This is a genomic window from Stenotrophomonas sp. SMYL41 (assembly GCF_036319965.1).
In the GTDB taxonomy this organism is placed as follows: Bacteria; Pseudomonadota; Gammaproteobacteria; order Xanthomonadales; family Xanthomonadaceae; genus Stenotrophomonas; species Stenotrophomonas maltophilia_R.
Map to the genome: position 1 here is coordinate 206166 of NZ_JAWIRX010000001.1, position 15264 is coordinate 221429.

Below are 15264 nucleotides of genomic sequence, written 5' to 3' on the forward strand. Positions count from 1 at the left end.
TTTGCAGGGGGCGCTGTTCCTAGGGTGCATGCCATGTGCACTCACTCGTCTGCGCCGGCATGACTGGCCTTGATCCTTCTCGAGCCAGCAAGCTGGCGTTGACCGTGCTGGGCCTGCTGGCGTGGGCGGATGCGCTGTATTTCGCCCTTGATGCATCGCCTTCCCGCGGCCACGCTGAACGCCAGGCCATGGCGCTTCCGGCAGCGGGAGACGCCCCCGATCTGGCAGCGCTTGCAGGCGTCACGCGCGCCCCTCGGCGCGGAGGTGAATCGGGGCCTGCCAAGCCGGACGCCCTGCGCCCGTCGCAACGGGGTCTCTCCTGGAGGCAGTCGCGCCGGGAACAGGTGCGAAGCCGCCTGCCGGGCACGCCGCAGGACACCACACGCCGGTCGACGTGGCCCTGGTGCGTGCTGCCCGTGTCTGGCCTGCTGGTTGGGCTGGGCGCGATGCTGCTGTGGGCGGCCTGAGCCACCGTGAACGCAGGATGCGGGCGTGGCGCCCGCATCCTGCGGCGTATCAGCGGAAGCGGTAACCCACCTGCAGCTCGGCGCGGGCATCGTTCTGCCCCCACAGGCGCTGCTGCAGCACCTGGCCGCCCATCGACAGGCGATCACGGCGATAGTCCACGCCCAGCGCCAGCTGATGGTCCAGCCCATCGGCGCGAACACCCGGCAGCAGGAACGCGTTCGACGACGCGCCGAGCAGCGATGCTTCGCGGGCGTCGCCGCGTACGGCAATCGAACGGGTGACCGAGGCGTCAGCGCGCAGGCTCAGGTTCGAGGCCAGCGCGTAGTGGAACTGGCTGCCCACTTCCATGCGCAGGCCGCGGGTCTGGCCAGCGGCCACCTGCAGGCCGAAGCCGCCGGCGCCGTTTTCGCTGAAGGCCGCCTCGCGCAGCTGGAACGCACTGGCCTTCAGGCGCGGCTGCCAATGCAGGTTGCCCACGCGGGCGTCATGGCTGATCGTGCTGGCCAACAGCATGCGCTGCATCCGCCGCTGGCTGCCGGCCACTTCGCGGGTCTGGCCCCATGCCAGGCTGCGCTGGCCCTGCAGCTCGTGCCGTTCGAAACCGAACTGGTGGCGCAGGCGGACGCTGCCCCAGTGGCTGGCCAGGCCCACGCCGGTGAAGCGCGAATGACCGCGGTCCTGGCCGCTGCCGGGTTCACCCTTCAACGCACCACTCATCAGTTGCAGCGAGTGGCTGCCCTTGAGGGCAACGGCAACCTGCGCAGCGGAGCCTGTGCCCTGGATGCCAAAGGCATTGGTCGTGCCACCCCCAAAGGCGACCACGCTCGAGCGCTGTGCGGGCAATGCCGCCAGTTGCGCCCACAGCGCATCGCCGTTGCTGGCACCGCGCATGCTGCGCGCGGCCAGATCGGCACCCGACAGCTGGTGCAGTGCATTCTGGAACGTCGCCTGGTCGGCAACCTCCAGGCTGTGGAACAGTGCATCGTTGCGATAGCTCTCTTCCAGCGCGGCGGCGATTGCCGCCTGGTCCTGGCCTGCCAGGCTGCGGTAGTCCTTGCGCTGCATCGTCACATCAATGCTGCCGTCGGCCTGCTGCTGGGCGTCGGCCTTCCAGACGACAGTGGCACTGCGCACGTTCGCGGCGCCACCGTCGGCCCCGGTGATCACATCGTGCAGGGTGATGCTGGAGGCATCGGTACCGCGGGTGAAACCGGTATCCACAGCCACATCTTCCAGCGTACCGCCGCCATGCAGGTTCAACTGGCCGGCCGAGCCGTCTTCATTGGTACCCACCGTGTAGTTGGAGATGGAGCGCGGTGCCTGCCAGCCGAGGTCGGCACCGCCGATGGCGCCTGCGGCGGCGGTGGTCGCGTCGGCATACATGCCGCTGCCCGCGCCGTAGACGTTGACCTTGCCATTGTTGACCAGCCGCCCGCTGCCGGTGCCGGCCTGGAAGGCGTACGAATCGGCCGCGTGGATGTTGATGGTGCCGTTGCGGCGATTGTTCAGGGTGGCGCTGCCATCGGACTTCATCGCCACCAGGCCACGGCCCGCAGCGTCGGTCGCCGTGCCCAGGTTGATGATGCCATCGTTGATGAGCGTGGCGCCGCGGGCACCGGACATGGCCACTGCGCCGTCGCCGGTGACAGTCAGCGTACCCTGGTTGAGCAGGGTGGCCTGCGCACCCTCAGCGTGCAGCAGATTGCTGCGCACTGCACTGCTCTGGACGGTTGCACCGCTGCGGTTGATGGCGTTGCTGGCGAAGGTGTCGGCCACCATGCGCAGCACGCCGGCGTCGCCCTGCATGTTGATATGCCCACGGTTGTCGAGCACGGTGATGGCATCACGATCGTTGCCATACTGGCTGGTGACGGCGTCGAACAGCACGCCCTGCGCGAAGCTGCCGGCGGCGGTGAGGGTGCCGCTGTTCTCGATCTGGGCACGCCCGCGCAGCTGGAAGGCGGTACCGGTGATGGCCAGCGTACCGCCGCGGTTGTTGTCGAAATTCGAATCGCCATTGAGCGCCCATTGGCCGCCCTCCAGGGTCATGCGAGCGTGATTGTCGACCTCGGCCTCATGGCCGAGCGAGACGGATGCGGCGGTAAAACTGGCGTTGCTGTGGTTTTCCAGGCTGCCTTCGCCTTCCAGGTTGAGCGCGCCCTGCACATGCAGCGCGCCGAAGTTTTCCAGGTCGCCATCGCCGTCCAGGCGCAGCGTTGCGGCCTGTCCGATGTTCAGGCTGCCGTTGTTGCGCAGCTCGCCGTCGCGGGTGACGTGCAGCGAACCATTGACCAGCCGGAGCTCACCCTCATTGCGGGCGTCACCGGTGACGCGGGTGACCACCGGCTGGTTCCACTCGGTGCGTGCTCCGGCACTGGCGAGGATGCCGCCCGCGCCAAAGCTGCCGCCTTCGGCGCCCGGCGTCGGGCCGCCGCCGCCGCCACTACCACCGCTACCGCTACCACCACCAACGCTGCTACCACCGCCGCCACCGCCACCGCCACCACCGGCAGCAGCGCCGAGGCCCAGCGCGGCAAGACCGCCCCACAGCCAGGCGCGGCTTTTCCGGGGGGATTCACTGCACTGCTCGGTCGTGGCGTCGCACTCGGTCGAGGGGGCGCCCGCGGCAGCCGCAGGAAGCGGTGACAGCAGGGCCAGGGAGATCATCAGGGCCAGGGGGCGTTGCGAAGGGGCAGGTGATTTCATGACATTCAGCGGGACACGCGCGTTATGGAGTTGAGCGCGTATCGTCTGAGTCGAGGGCGTAACGGTTCCATAGGACAGGTACGGTTAGGCTGGATCCACCGGCTGGCCCGCGGCCTGTAGAGGCATACGCACTCAATCGGCCATCACCCGCCCAATGGCATCGGCCAGCAGGGCCCGCACCCGTTCCGGCGGCAGGTCCGGGTCGCGCACGGCGCGCATGGCCAGGCCTTCCACCAGCAGCCGCAGCAGCAGGGTGCGCCTGGCAATGCCTTCCTCGTCAACGTGCCGGCCCGCACTCGCATCGCGCTGGCGCAGCCAGGCATGGATGGCGCCGCTGGTCTGCTTGTCATGGGTGCGTAGCACCTCGGCCAGCACCGGGTCGCGATGCGCCTCGGCGTTGATTTCCGCATACAGCGCCACGCTGGCAATGGCATTTCCATGGATCGGCAGTACCTCGCCGCGCGCCCATTGCAGGTAGCACGCGAGCAGGCCATCGACCAGATCCGAGGCGGCCGGCATCTCGCTGATCGACGCCTGGTCGTGGCGCAGCTGGCGCTCGATCAGGGCCAGGATCAGCGCACGCTTGTTGGCGAAATAGCGGTACATCAACCCCTGGCTGATCTCGGCCTCGGCGGCGATATCGCCGATGGAACCGGCATGGAAACCGCGGGTGATGAAGCACTTCTGAGCAGCATCGAGGATGCGTCGGCGCTGGGCTTCGGCGTGGGCGGCGGCAGGGGCGTCGGCGGATAGGGCTGCAGCGGTTTTTGGCGTCATTGCGAGCGGTCGGGGCGTCCAGTGGCGGGATAGTACGTCACAAAAGGTGTGAATGAACGGTCATTCATTTGTAATTCGCGCCTCCCAGACTGCGCCGGCCTCCTCCTTCCGCGAATGAGTCCGATGCGCCACGTTCCGCTGCACCGCCCGTTGCTCACCCTCGCCATCGCCGCCGCTCTACCGGCGCTGGCCCATGCCGAAGACGCGCCCAGCGCCGACGCTGCCACAACCGCCGATACCGCGCGCAGTGTTGTTGCCCTTGACCAGGTGGTGGTGACCGCGCAGAAGCGCGCCACCAACCTGCAGGAAACCCCGATCTCGGTATCGGTGGTCGATGCCGAAGCGCTGAAGGACCGCAGCGCGATCTCGCTGGGCAGCCTGTCCGATGGCTCCATCCCATCGTTGCGGGTCACGCCGTTCGCTACCCGCAGCTCGGCGTTGAACATCGGCATCCGTGGCATCGGCGCCTCCGGCGACGCCAACCAGCCGGCCCGCGATGCCGGCGTCGGCATCTACGTCGATGGGGTGTTCATGGGCCGCGCACAGGGCCTGGGCAGCATGCTCTACGACGTGGAACGCATCGAAGTGCTGAAGGGCCCGCAGGGCACGCTGTTCGGCCGCAACACCGAAGGCGGCGCGGTGAGCATCGTGACCAAGGCGCCCACCGGTGAATTCGGCGGCAGCGTCAGCGCCGGCGTGTCCAATTTCAGCGGCTACAACAGTGCGCTGCACCTGGATTTGCCCAAGGTGGGGGACGTCAGCTTCAAGATCGATGCCGTGCAGGCCAAGCGCGGCGGCACCACCGACAATCCGATGCGCGGCGAGCGGGACTTCAACAGCTACGACAAGCGAGGCGCTCGCCTGAGTGCGCTGTGGCAGCCGAGCGATGACTTCTCTTTGTTGTACGCGTTCGATCGCTCCTATGACGCCACCACGCCGTACCACACCCAGGTGCTGGTGCCGGGCGCCTACCTCAGCCCCCTGCAGAAGGCCGGTGCCAGCCTGGATCGCCGCGACAGCGCCATCCTCGGTGGACCGCAGGAAGACAACATCGGCCGCACCAGTGGCCATCTGTTGAACCTGTCGTGGGTGTTGAATGACAACCTTGAGCTGAAGTCGATCAGTTCCTACCGCGAACTGACCCAGGGCCAGTTCGACATGGGCCTGGTCGATGCGATTTCCGCTTACGGTGGCGCAGGGACGCCATTCGGTCGTTACAGCCTGGCGCAGGTCTACCAGCACCAGTACAGCCAGGAATTCCAGCTGATCGGCAATACCTCGCAGGTGCAGTTCCTCGGCGGTGCGTTCTACTACCACGAAACCGCCGGTGACAATGCGCAGACCCCGAACATGCTGGTCTGGGGGCCGGGCGGCAACAGCTATGCGCTGAACCCGGCAACCAATCCGCTGGATCTCTCGCGGGTACGCATCGACCGCGCCAGCAAGGCGTGGACCGACAGCCTGGGTGTGTTCGGCCAGGCCACGTGGACGCCGGAAGCGCTGCAGCGCCTGCACCTGACCGCTGGCGGCCGCTACACCCGCGATGACAAGAAGGGCAGCCTGTACATCGTCAACGGGGCGGCGACGAACCTGGCCTTCAAGGACCGCTGGAGCCGCTTCGACCCGATGGTCAACATCGCCTACGACCTTGGCGAGCACGCGATGGTCTATGCCAAGTACAGCACCGGCTTCAAGGCCGGCGGTGCCAACTCGCGTTCGACCAACTACAGCGCCTTCGGTCCGGAAGAGGTGACAGCGTACGAGCTGGGCTTCAAGTCGCAGTTCTGGGACAACCGTGCGCGCCTGAACCTGGCCGTGTTCGACTCGACCATCACGCACAAGCAGATGGACTTCTCGCTGCCGTTCGACCCGAACAGCGGCGAAACCCGCACCACCATGGTCACCACCAACGCCCTGAGCGATGGCAAGTCGCGTGGTGCGGAGCTGGAATTCAACGTGATGCCGGTGGACAACCTCACCCTCGGCCTCAACTACGCCTACACGAAGATCGATGCGCAGACAGCCACCGACCCGTTCGGCGCTGGCGTGCAGGTGACGGTGCAGCCGCTGCTGGCCCCGAAGAATGCCGGCAGCCTGTCGCTGGACTACCTGGTGCCGTTCGCCAACTTCTCGGCACTGAAATTCCACGTGGACGGCAACTGGTCCGATGGCTACTACACCAGCGAATACGACCAGATGCTCACCGACAGTTCGTTCGTGGTGAACGCACGGGTGGCGCTGGTGGATGTGCCGGTCAACAGCACCGGCACCACGATGTCGTTCTCGCTGTGGGCACGCAACCTGCTGGATGAGCAGCACCTGTTCTACAAGCTCAACAGCGCGGCGCTGGGCCAGACCGGCATCTTCAACGACCCGCGCACCTTCGGCCTGGACGTGGCCGTCAACTTCTGATTCGTACGGAGAACCCCATGAAGCACCGCTCTACCGAACTCGCCCTGGCCCTGATGCTCAGCCTGCCGCTGGCCGTGACCGCGGTTGCCGCCGACGCACCGCAGGCCCTCGCCGCGAAGCCGACGACCACGGCCACGGCCAATGTACAGCCGGTCGCTGCCGATGCGCAGCGCGTGATCCCGCTGCAGGGCGCCTGGAACGTGCGTACCTTTGCCGGCCTGCATGGTCGCCATGGTCCGATTCCGGCCGATGCGTTCGTGCGCACCGCCGACCTCGGCCGCCTCACCGATGCGGACCGGGATGCCCTGGCCGCTGCCGGCGTGAAGCTGGACATCGACCTGCGCACCGCCGATGAGGACGCGCAGTCACCAGACCTGCTGGCCAAGGATGATCGCTTCGACTACCAGCGCATCTCGCTGATGGGTACCGAGAAGATGGACCTGCAGAAAATGATGACCAGCTTCCCGGATTCGCTGGGCGAAGCCTATGTGCAGTGGCTGGGCCACAGCCAGCCGCAGTTCAAGCAGGTGTTCCAGCGCATTGCCGCGCAGCAGGACGGTGCGGTGCTGTTCCATTGCACGGCCGGCAAGGACCGTACCGGCATCATCGCCGGCCTGCTGCTGGACCTGGCCGGCGTTCCCAAGACCGAGATCGTCCACAACTACGCGATCTCCGCGCACTACCTGGAAGGGCAGCCGAAGGACAGTGCGATGAACGCGCAGATCATGGCGCTGATCAAGCAGAACCCCGGGATCGCCCGCAAGATGGCCGGCATGTCCGGTACCGCACCGGACAACATGGAGCAGTTCCTGGCGGCGCTGCACAGCCAGTACGGCGGTGCGGAAGGGTACCTGAAGTCGATCGGCGTGAGCGAGCAGGAGATCCAGCAGCTGAAGGTACGGCTGGGGCAGGCGGGCTGACAGGTAGTGCCGGCCGCTGGCCGGCTCCTCTTTGATGTCCAGAGACCGAGGGAATGCCGGCCAGCGGCCGGCGCTCCCCGCAGCCAGGCATGGCCTGGATCTATTGATCGGGCTTCACCCTTACCACCCGTTTCCGGTACTCGTACACGTTGTCACCGCGGATGCGCTTCTCCTCGGTGCCCGTCACACGGCCCACCTGCTGGTCCGAGCCGGTCACCGGCTGGGCGTCGATCTCGGTTTCGTGTTCGAAGGAATGCGATTTATCGGTATTGCGGTAATAGCGGTACAGCGCCCAGTACAGCGCGGTTGCGCCGGCCGGACCTGCCGCCAACAGCCAGAGGCCACTGTCATCACTCATGTCGATGCCACCAGGAAGGCAATTGCGAGGGCTTCAATGATGGTGCCGGTGGCCAGCGCCGCCAGCAGCATCTTCCATTGCTGCACGGGCACGCTGCCCATGGTTTCGCCGGTACGGCCGTTCACGGCAATGTAGTGCAGCATGCCGCCGTTCCTGCCGGGTTGGTGGTACGAATACAGCCACACCGGCAGGTACATCGACACCCAGCGCGTGCCATGCACCTCCAGCTGCTCCTGTTCCCAGCGTACGCCACGGTTGTAGCGCTTCACCGTTCCTTCCACCTGCGCGCGTGCGATCGACAGCAGCTGGTCTTCGAGCCGCGGCCGCAGCTTTTCCACGTCCAGGTTGCGCTTTTCAGAGGTGAAGCCGGCCAGGTACGAGGCGTTCCACTTCACTGCGTTCTTGGTATCGAAGGGCAGGATGGTGTTGATGATGTTGTTGGTGTTGGCGCGGCTATCCAGGTTGCCGCGTTCTGCCGAGGATTCCAGCGGCAGGTCATCGACGGTGAAGTCCACCTGGCGTTCGATCTGGTAGACATCGGCGTCGTACAGGGTGCGCTTGTTCTTCTCGCTGCCCACCGTGTACTGCCGGGTCTGGATCTCGCCTTTGCCGGCCACCGCCGCGCTGACATTGCTGTCGACGATCATGTAGGGCAGGAACACGCCCACCACGTTTTCCGGGGTGAACTGCTGCTTGAACGCCTTCAGCGCGAACATGCGGCGCTTGTCGACGAACTGGCGGATGCGCGCGACGGCGTCGTCCTTCCTGATGTGGAAAGGCAGCACCGCATCGGGCACCGCGCCATTGGCGATCTGCTCGTTGACGCCGAATACGTGACGGCACCAATGGCAGCGCGCCGTCATCGTACTTTCGGTATTGACCGTCACCTCTGCACCGCAACCGGTGCATTTGAACGTCATCAGCGCTGAGGTGTCGGCGTCGATGTCGCGTGCGCCGGAGGCGATGACGGTGCCGCGCAGCTGGTCGATGGCTTCGCCCAGGCCGAATTCTTCCTCGACCCGCGCGCCATGCCATTCGTGACGGCAGTACAGGCAGACCAGGATGTCGGTGCCGGCCTTGGGCCGGATGTCGGTGGCGCCGCACTTCGGGCAGCGGTTGAGGCCGTCCTTCAGCTCGCTGGCCGAGGTGTCGATGGCCATGGGATCGGGCGCTTCCACTTCATCGCGGATGGCCTGCGGCAGTGTCGAGGTGTCCAGCGGGAAGCTGCCAGGCGGGGGCGGGACGTCCTGCGGCGAACCGGGCCCATCCAACGACGCCGCCGGCAAGGGCGGCGGCGTCGCGGGCGCGGATCCGGGCAGCGGCGGTGGGCCGTTTCGGGGATCGGACATGTTGGGTGTGCGTCCTGCCGTTACAGGCCCAGTGCCTTGGCCTTCAGGGCGTCATAGTCGCCCTGGGTGATCAGGCCCAGATCGAGCATTTCCTTGGCCTTCTTCAGCTTGGCGACCGGATCGTCTGCGGCCGGGGTGACCGGCTGCTGCATGCCACCGACACCGAACATGCCCGAGGCCATTCCGACACCGACCAGGCCGGCCGCGCCGCCGTTCTCGCCGGCCGATTGGATGCCCTGGGCGACACTGGCCTGCAGGTTGGAATTGCCGCGCGAACCGGACAGCGCATCGGCGCGCTGCACGGTCTTCAGCAGTTCGCGGGTAGTGGCGTCGTACTCGATGGAGACGATTGCGGTCTTGACGATGGCCAGGCCGCGATCGGACTTCCACTGGTAACCCTGCTCAACTGCTGCCGACAGGCTCTGCGCGAAGCCCAGCGAATCCTGCTGCAGCTTGGTGATGCGGTTGCCCTTGCTGGGATCGTTCGTATACAGGCTGAAGGCGGGAGCCAGCGAACCGACCACTTCATTGAACAGCTGGCTGGCGGCGGCGTTGTCCAGGTCGGTGAAGTCGAACACCTGGCCCGGCTGCAGGTAGCTGGCCGGCACGAAGTTCTTCACGAACAGGATCGGGTCGACGATCTTCAGCGTGTAGGAACCACGCGTGACCGCGCCCACCTGGGTGTTGAGGAAGCCGTCGTCCCAGTAGATTTCCGACTGGGTACCGAAGCGGTTGTCCGGCAGTTCCTTCAGCGATACGAAATAGGCCGCCTGCTGCGAGCCCGGCTGGCCGCCGAACTTGAAGCGTTCCCAGCTCTGCTTGATGAAGGTGCTGACCAGGCCGTCACCGGCGAAGATCGACTGCGAGTTCAGGTCGTCCGAGCGCCACTCGTAGCCGCCCGGTTCGGCGACGAAGGCGGTGATCGCGCCGTCCTGGAACAGCAGCAGGCCGTAGCCCTCCGGCACGATGATCTTCGAGCCGTTGGTGATGATGTTGGACGAGCCGCTGGTGTTGGAGCCGCGGCCGGCATTGGTGCCACGCGGCACCGCCGCGAACAGGGCTGCCGTCGAGGGCAGGCCTGTGGGCACGGTGTAGAAGTCCTTCCATTGGTCGGCCAGCACACCACCGACCGCACCCTTCACCGCCTGTACCAGACCCATGTCCAACTCCCTGTGATTCGAGGGCAGGCACCATGCCTGCCGAGCTGGACTGACTATAGAGGAGCGGGATGGGCCGCCGCCACCGTCGCACGCGCCTCCCATTCATCATGGTGCGACGAGGGCAGGAGGACCAGGCCATGCTGCGCTTGATCAGGGCAAGGCCGATCAACAGTGCCCGGCACAGCGGGAGGGTGAAGAAGGACGTGATCCCGACTGCTGCCTTGGAATCGTCGGGCGGTTGAAGCGCGGCTGCAGGGTCGAACCGGTGGAGTCGCTGTCATTACGACGCAGGTGCGTGTGCGTGCGGTGCGGGCTTTCATGCTGATTATCCGCGTGCGCGGGATGAGGCGCTTCGCCTTTACCCACTTTCGGGAAAGCGGCGCAGCGGCAGGTGCGCGCCAAATATCCGGCGCGGATATTCACGTCATTATCATGCTTATTTTCTGGAAACTCGTTTCCCATAATCCAGGGACGCGATGGGCGCAACACAGGGAGCGGCGCGCCACGGTCAGTGCCGCCCGGTGGTACACGACCCAGGCCTGGACGACGTCCGCTTTGCCGGCCTCCAGCAGCGAAGGCAGTTCCCGGTACATCGGGAGCGGACAGCGTGCACGGCAACAGCGGTGCGACCTGCGGGCACGGCGTGCGGCGTGGACGTCGCAGCATCCCGCGATGACGCCGGACGGCCTGCATCGCGAGATCGCCCGGTGCAGTTGCATCGGGTTGCCATTCCAAAGGGGAGTTTCGATGCACAGGCAAGTCAGTGAGATGCTGCAGCGCGCTTATCGGCCCTATCCGTCGTTGCCCGAGCTGCTGGGTGCGTTCGTCAAGGAGCTGTCCGAGCACAAGGTGATGCGTGGCGGACAGGTGCGGCTGCGCAGCGCGGTGGCAGGGGCGACGGCGGCGCTGTCGCCGGCCGCCGGGGACAGGGGAGCGGGTTCCTTGCAGCGGGTTCCCATCCGCTATGGGGGCGAGGTATTGGGTGAACTGCATCTGGAAGGTGAAGCGGGCCGCCTGGATGGCAGTGCCCTGGCGTTGGGGGAGCAGTTTGCCCAGCGATGCGCGCACCTGATCAAGCGCTACGAAGCCAAAGACTGGGCCGAACAGGCACTGAGCCGGCCGCTGCTGCTGGTCGGCGCCGGCGAGGCGCTGAAGCAGATGGACGAATTCGTCGAGCGCGCGGCGGCCAGCCCGCTGCCGGTACTGCTGCGCGGTGAGTTCGGGACCGAGAAGATGGAGCTGGCCGCCGCCCTGCACAGTGGCGGCCCATACCGGCAGGGCCCGTTCGTCGAGGTGAACTGTGTCCACCCGCAGGGCGAAGCCTGCGACTGGTTCGCGCGTGCACAGGGCGGAACGCTCTACTTCCATGAAGTCGATGAACTGCCGGTGCCCCTGCAGGGCCAGCTGTCACACCGGATGCGTGGGCTGCCGGCTGCACATGCCGAGGCACAGGCGGCCGGTTCGATACGGGTGATCGCCTCGACCAGCGCGGACCTGGAGCAGCGGGTGCGGGAGAAGCAGTTCTCGCGCGCACTGCTGGCGGGCCTGGAGTTCCTCACCGTGGATATCCCGCCATTGCGCGAACGGGTGGAGGACATCGCCGCGCTGGCGGCACGTTCGCTGGAGCTGCATGGGTTCAATCCGCATGTGCTGGGTGAGGATGTGCTGGAAGCACTGTGCGCGCATGACTGGCCTGGCAACCTGCTGGAGATGGAGCGGGTGGTGGTGCGGCTGGCGGTGATGACCGGTGGCCGCTGCATCCGTCGCGAGGACCTGGTACGGCACGCGCCGGATCTGGCAGCAGCCAGCGCCACCAGCGATGCCGGGCGCGTGCAGCAACTGCCGCCCGGGGTGGAGCCGGCGGCCGCGCCTGGGCCCGGCCGGGAGGAGATGCTGCGGGCCGCGCATGAAGGCCTGCACGATGGCCTGAAACGCGCCCTGGCCTATCTGAAGGACCATGCTGCGGAGCCGCTCACACTGGGCGACCTCGCTCGACAGGCGCATGTCAGCCAATCACACCTGGGCTTCCTGTTCCGCAGCGAACTGGGCACGACCTTCAAGCTGCTCCTGCAGCAGTTGCGCATCGAGCACGCCAAGCAGCTGCTGCGCGATGGCCAGCGCCTGCGCATCACCGATGTGGCGCTGCAGGTCGGCTTCGGCGACCTGAGCCACTTCGAAAAGAGCTTCCGGCGCGCGGTCGGGGTCAGTCCGCGCAGCTACCGGCGAACGGCGGATCAGTAAACGGATACGCCCCGGTGCAGGCCTGGGCCTGCCCCGGGGCGCTGGGATGGAACATCAGGCGTTAGCGCGCGTTCGCTTCAGCAGCGCGCTGGACGGCCAGCTCGGCGGCTTCATCCGCACGGCGGGCGGCCACGTTGGCGGCCTCGACCGCGCGTTGCGAAGCCTCCATCGCGGCGCAGATGCCCTTTTCACTGGCGGCCATGGCGGCATCCGCGAGTTCCTGGGCGATTTCCATCGGGGTTTTTCCCGCCGGATAGGCGGGGGTGGGCATGCCGGGAAGCGGGGTCGGGAAGGTCATCGTCGGTGCTCCTGCTGGGGATGAGGGGGGAACACCGTCGTCACGTTCCCCCAGGATATGGCGCAATGCGGACTGGGCATCGGCCAGGATCTTCTGCGCCTGTTGCCGGGCCGCCATGCGTCCGGCGGCAACGGCCGCGCCGGCTGCCGTGGCGAGGGCCTCCGTCGCTGCCTGCACGCCATCGCGTTCCGGCGCCGGAGGCGGGTTCACACCGTACCCGCGCGGTAGCCCACCTGTGCTTCATCGCCCAGGTAGTGACGGGTGCGGCGGTAGTCCTGCAGGGTGATCACATTGTCCTCCACCTGTATCAGCGCCTGCCCTCTGGAGCCATCGATCGCGAACTGCACGCTGGCACCATCCTGCCCGAGCTGGCCACGGGAGACCGGGTGTTCGTTGAGGAATTCCTGCGCATCACGCAGCTGCCACTGCGCGGCTTCGCGCAGACTGTGGTCATCGCGCAGCAGGTCGGGGCTGTTGTCGAAGCACAATGCCATCTGCTGGGCGGCCAGTGAGATGCGTGCATAACCGATCTGCCGGTTCGCGGCCAGGCTTGCGCCAATCGCCTCGCGCACCTGCTCCGGCGACGGCAGCTGTGGCAGCTGCGGCCCGTCCAGGAAGTCGAACAGCATCGGCAGCAGCTGCTGCAACGCGCCGGTGGCACGACTCATTCGATGCTCGCTGCTTCCGCCCCCTGCGCTCACGTGCTGGTAGAAACGGAAATAGTCGGCAAACTCGATGGGCCGGCGCGCGTGCAGCAGCGCGAAGCGGGCGGCGTCGGCCAGATCATCGCGCCCTGCGGTGGTCATTCCCACTTCACCGGCCAGCTGGTGGAGCGCCACCGATTCACGAAAATCCAGTTGCTGCAGCAGCGGAGCATCGGCTGCGCCAATCGAGGCGAGGAAGGGCCGGAAGGCACCGAGTTCGTTGTTGGTCAGCAGCCGGTGCCTTGCCAGCACATCCTGTGCCTCGATGTGCGACAGGCGTGTCTCTTCGCCCAGTTCGATGTTGCGCAGGGCATCGAGGTCGCTGGCAGTGAGGCTGAGCAGCTTGATCGGGCCGATCTGCAGGCCGATGCGCGGCAACCAGGTCATGCGCGAGCCATGCAGGCCCTGTTGCACCCCATCAAGCATCGTGCCCTCGTCGGAGAAGGCGTAACGGTGTTCATGGGATTCAATGGCCCACCTCAACCAGTGCTCGCCACCGTCGATGAACTGAAGGACCCGCCGGCACGATTGGCTGAGCAGGTTGGCCTGGGGAATGGAACGACCGGCAATGAAAACGCTCATGCGTGGCTCTCCTGGCGGCCTCACTGGGCCGGAAAATCCTTGAGGACGGTCGCGGCGGCACTGCCGACCCGGCTGAAGTCGTTGGTGGCTCCCTGCATCATGGTCTGCGCCTGCGTGAGCACCCTTGCATACTTCTCGTCCCCCGTTGCCAGGTACTGGGCCATGGCCACACCGGCTGCGGTGGTCGCGATGGTTGAGACGTTGCGCAGGGCATCGGCGGCATCCTGCACGGCGATCGCCGCGGACTGGGCCACCGACTGGTAGGCCTTGCCGGCGCCACTCGTCTTCACCACGGACGCGGACATGGTGGCCGTTTGCACATGGTTGATCACATCGATGACCTGGGCGTTGACGTAGCTCGGGTCCATACGGGCTCCTTGATGGGCGGGTGCGGCCGCAGGCGGCCTGCGCGGTGTCAGGCCCCGGCGTCAGCGTCGCCTGTGGCCGGGGAAGGGGAAGGGGAGTCTGGCGCGGGATCCTGGGCGGGACCCGCGGCCGGATCCGGACCGGACGCGGGGTCGGGCGCAGCACCGGGCGCGGGCGCTGCCGCATTGCCTGCAAGCGTTTGCAGTGCATGCAGGCTGCTGGTAGCGGCCGCAGCGTCGGCAGTGGCACCGTGGGTCTGTGCCTGCAGGACGCTGATGGCGGTCTTTCCTTCTGCGGTGGCTGCGGCGATCACTGCCGCAGGCGAAGGGGGCGCCGGCACCGGGCCGGGCAGGGGGATGACCTGCGGCGGTGGCGGCGGAGGCGGTTCCGGCGCGGGCGGCGGCACCGGCCAGGGGGCATTGATCATCTTCGCGCAGGTGGCGGTCACCGCTGCGTTGCTGACCATGCCCGCACCCTGCTGGCGCGCGACGGCGTTGTGCATGGCCGTGCCCAGCGTTTCCAGCATCACCATGTCCAGCATGCTGAAGGACTGCGCCGGCCCCTGGGCCACCAGCAGGGTCGACGCAGCGGTGACGCTGTCGACGATCTGGCTGTTGACGGTGTTCTCACTGTTCATGACGGAACGGTTCCCTTCTGGATGATCAGGGCCAGGACCTGGGCCAGGCTTGCGCCGGCGGTCACCTGGCCGCGTTGCTGGTTGGCCACCGCGTTCTGCATGGCAAGGCCGAGGCTGTCGGCCATCGCCAGGTACGTGGCGGACATCGCGAACGAGGGGGCGAGGGCGATCGCCACCCCGGAACCGGTGCTGGTTGCGGCCAGCAGGTAGCCGGTGGCGGGCGATGCGGCCATCGATCAGGGGCCCGGCGTGACGCCGCCCTGAGCGGGGGCGCAGTGGTTGGCGT

Annotated in this window: 14 protein-coding genes; 4 read left to right on the forward strand and 10 right to left on the reverse strand. The window is 66.8% G+C overall.

Features of this window, described 5'->3' with window-relative positions:
• Positions 1 to 59 precede the first annotated feature (59 nt).
• Positions 60 to 467, forward strand: a complete 408-nt coding sequence (locus tag V3B30_RS00915) for a hypothetical protein (RefSeq protein WP_262082505.1) — start codon at positions 60 to 62, stop codon at positions 465 to 467.
• 49 nt (positions 468 to 516) lie between these two features.
• Here the strand turns inward: V3B30_RS00915 and V3B30_RS00920 are convergent, their stop codons facing one another.
• Both V3B30_RS00920 and V3B30_RS00925 read right to left on the reverse strand, forming a co-directional pair.
• Positions 517 to 3174, reverse strand: coding sequence for a hypothetical protein (locus V3B30_RS00920; protein ID WP_262082506.1), 2658 nt, complete (start codon positions 3172 to 3174; stop codon positions 517 to 519).
• Between the two features lie 132 nt (positions 3175 to 3306).
• Positions 3307 to 3951 carry a TetR/AcrR family transcriptional regulator gene (locus tag V3B30_RS00925; protein WP_262082507.1) on the reverse strand — a complete coding sequence of 215 codons (645 nt, stop codon included), beginning with the start codon at positions 3949 to 3951 and terminating at the stop codon, positions 3307 to 3309.
• 123 nt (positions 3952 to 4074) lie between these two features.
• On the opposite strand from V3B30_RS00925, the gene V3B30_RS00930 reads away from it, so the two are divergent.
• The gene (locus tag V3B30_RS00930; protein WP_262082508.1) at positions 4075 to 6363 is read left to right on the forward strand and encodes a TonB-dependent receptor; all 2289 of its coding nucleotides are present in this window, start codon (positions 4075 to 4077) and stop codon (positions 6361 to 6363) included.
• Positions 6364 to 6380: 17 nt separating this feature from the next.
• Positions 6381 to 7283, forward strand: coding sequence for a tyrosine-protein phosphatase (locus tag V3B30_RS00935; RefSeq protein ID WP_262082509.1), 903 nt, complete (start codon positions 6381 to 6383; stop codon positions 7281 to 7283).
• Between the two features lie 100 nt (positions 7284 to 7383).
• Here the strand turns inward: V3B30_RS00935 and V3B30_RS00940 are convergent, their stop codons facing one another.
• The 3 genes from V3B30_RS00940 to V3B30_RS00950 are packed head-to-tail and all read right to left on the reverse strand — an operon-like array spanning position 7384 to position 10150.
• Positions 7384 to 7641 carry a hypothetical protein gene (locus V3B30_RS00940; protein ID WP_100472512.1) on the reverse strand — a complete coding sequence of 86 codons (258 nt, stop codon included), beginning with the start codon at positions 7639 to 7641 and terminating at the stop codon, positions 7384 to 7386.
• Positions 7638 to 8990: a hypothetical protein gene (locus tag V3B30_RS00945; RefSeq protein WP_100472509.1), complete on the reverse strand. Its 1353-nt coding sequence runs from the start codon at positions 8988 to 8990 to the stop codon at positions 7638 to 7640. Before V3B30_RS00945 ends, V3B30_RS00940 begins: the two co-directional genes overlap by 4 nt.
• Before the next feature lie 20 nt (positions 8991 to 9010).
• Positions 9011 to 10150 (reverse strand): SPFH domain-containing protein, encoded by a 1140-nt coding sequence (locus tag V3B30_RS00950; RefSeq protein ID WP_100472506.1) that lies wholly within the window; start codon positions 10148 to 10150, stop codon positions 9011 to 9013.
• 747 nt (positions 10151 to 10897) lie between these two features.
• On the opposite strand from V3B30_RS00950, the gene V3B30_RS00955 reads away from it, so the two are divergent.
• Positions 10898 to 12391 (forward strand): helix-turn-helix domain-containing protein, encoded by a 1494-nt coding sequence (locus tag V3B30_RS00955; RefSeq protein ID WP_262082510.1) that lies wholly within the window; start codon positions 10898 to 10900, stop codon positions 12389 to 12391.
• A gap of 61 nt (positions 12392 to 12452) precedes the next feature.
• On the opposite strand, the gene V3B30_RS00960 is transcribed toward V3B30_RS00955, so the two are convergent.
• Genes V3B30_RS00960 through V3B30_RS00980 form a run of 5 tightly spaced genes read right to left on the reverse strand, consistent with a single transcriptional unit; the run spans position 12453 to position 15211 of the window.
• On the reverse strand, positions 12453 to 12866 hold the full coding sequence (locus tag V3B30_RS00960; RefSeq protein ID WP_238381571.1) for a hypothetical protein: 414 nt from the start codon (positions 12864 to 12866) through the stop codon (positions 12453 to 12455).
• A 29-nt stretch (positions 12867 to 12895) separates the two neighbouring features.
• On the reverse strand, positions 12896 to 13975 hold the full coding sequence (locus V3B30_RS00965; RefSeq protein WP_262082511.1) for a hypothetical protein: 1080 nt from the start codon (positions 13973 to 13975) through the stop codon (positions 12896 to 12898).
• Positions 13976 to 13995: 20 nt separating this feature from the next.
• On the reverse strand, positions 13996 to 14343 hold the full coding sequence (locus V3B30_RS00970) for a hypothetical protein (protein WP_100472496.1): 348 nt from the start codon (positions 14341 to 14343) through the stop codon (positions 13996 to 13998).
• A gap of 47 nt (positions 14344 to 14390) precedes the next feature.
• A complete protein-coding gene (locus tag V3B30_RS00975; protein ID WP_262082512.1) occupies positions 14391 to 14978 on the reverse strand; it encodes a RebB family R body protein in 588 nt (195 codons plus the stop codon).
• Complete coding sequence (locus V3B30_RS00980) at positions 14975 to 15211, reverse strand: RebB family R body protein (protein WP_100472490.1); 237 nt, start codon at positions 15209 to 15211, stop codon at positions 14975 to 14977. The genes V3B30_RS00975 and V3B30_RS00980 overlap by 4 nt, the downstream gene beginning before the upstream one ends.
• Between the last annotated feature and the right edge of the window lie 53 nt (positions 15212 to 15264).